Here is a 1,527-nt window from a genome sequence, read left to right on the forward strand (position 1 = left end):
ACTATGGTTAGTACGGGAATTAAAAGTAGTGAACTTTTGATTAAGCACTTAGCCAAAACTTTTTATTTTGTTTTATCTTTTTTATTTTAAAGCCAAATTAAAAGATTTGGCGGACTTCGTTTAAAGCTCTAAACTTTGGGTTTAGAACAAATGCCCTATGTTTTTTATACACTGTTGGCAACTGGCTTTATTCTTTACAATGTTTTTCTAATGCTTCTAAAACCATCCAATTATCATCTCCAAGTGACACAGCTTTTTTCAAATCCGCACAAATTTTAGTCAATTCCGATTCTGGTATTTCAGTTTCCTTTGAAGCGATTATTTGTATGTCTTTTGATTTTGATAAAGTTCGACCATTTCCAAGTTCGTGTTTTCTTAAAATAGCAAAAGCTCGATTCGAATGGGTATTGGTAAAATAGGGCTCAATTTCGAGAGTTTTGTCAAAGTCTACAACTGCCTCGTCAAATTGAAAATTATTTAATTTCATAGTTCCTCTTGCAAAATATCCTTCTGCCCAATTAGAGTCCAATTCTAAAGCTTTATCCAGTTTTTTTATCGCTCCTTTATGGTTTACTTGTTTATATAATTCTTGTGATTCGTTGTAAAGTTTGAAAAGCTTATCGTTTATTTTATTTTTTTGATAAACTCCATTTTTATAATTGTTTTTCCCTTTTTCATTTCCTGTTGAATAATAAGAAACAGATTCTCCATCCATTTTTCCATTTTCGTTAAATGTAGTTTGCTGTTTTAATTGCCCATTTGGATGATACATTTCCCAAACTCCAATTTCTTTTCCGTTCTTAAAAATCCCTTTTTGCATTAAGGTTCCGTCTTTGTAAAATCTTTGTTCAAGTCCGTTTGAAATTCCGTTCTCGTATTCAATTTCGTCTGATATATTTCCGTTTATGTGGTAGAGTAGACGTTTGCCCTTTAATTTCCCTTTAAATAGAATTCCTTCGCCTTGTTTTTTGCCAATTAGGTAATAGTCAATAAATTTTCCTGAATATGTTGAAACACTATTTTTTAGATACCAAGCACCATTTTTTTTGACCATTAATTTGGTTGTCGGAATTGCTTTAATACTATCTGGTCTTTTTACATATTCCTTAGTAAAAATATAAATAATTCCGTCCAAATCTTTGTAACCAGAAGATTCTATTACTTTTTTGTCTTCTACGACAACAACATTATCAATTTCGCTTTCCGTTAATGTTCCAAAACCTTCTTTCGGTTCTTCTATTACTGGAATAGAATCTACAACGTATAAGACGTTTTCATTTGAGTTCTGACTAAAGCCAATTATTGATGATAAAGTCAGTATTAAAATCAGTATTTTGTTTTTCATTCGTATTTTTTCAGCTTGTTGCCAACGTTTTTGTGTATGGTTAGTTGGGTGGTTAAGCACCTAATTTAGCAAATAAATCACAGATAGAATATTCCGCAGGAATGTTCGTAAGTCGGCAGTGGCCAAGCAATTAATTATATACGGCTTAAGTTAGCATTTTAATAAAAACCCTAAATTAAGGC

At 31.3% G+C, this 1,527-nt stretch carries 1 protein-coding gene; it reads right to left on the reverse strand.

Annotated features, from left to right (window positions below; all coding sequences use genetic code 11):
- Window positions 1–187: 187 nt before the first annotated feature.
- Window positions 188–1,345, reverse strand: a complete 1,158-nt coding sequence (locus CXF67_RS09725; RefSeq protein WP_145990449.1) for a hypothetical protein — start codon at window positions 1,343–1,345, stop codon at window positions 188–190.
- Between the last annotated feature and the right edge of the window lie 182 nt (window positions 1,346–1,527).

This window comes from Psychroflexus sp. MES1-P1E (genome assembly GCF_002836055.1).
In the GTDB taxonomy this organism is placed as follows: Bacteria; Bacteroidota; Bacteroidia; order Flavobacteriales; family Flavobacteriaceae; genus Psychroflexus.

Bases quoted from the DNA above. Each gene is read 5' to 3' on its own strand.
- CXF67_RS09725 (WP_145990449.1), bottom strand. From the start codon at position 1,345: ATGAAAAACAAAATACTGATTTTAATACTGACTTTATCATCAATAATT.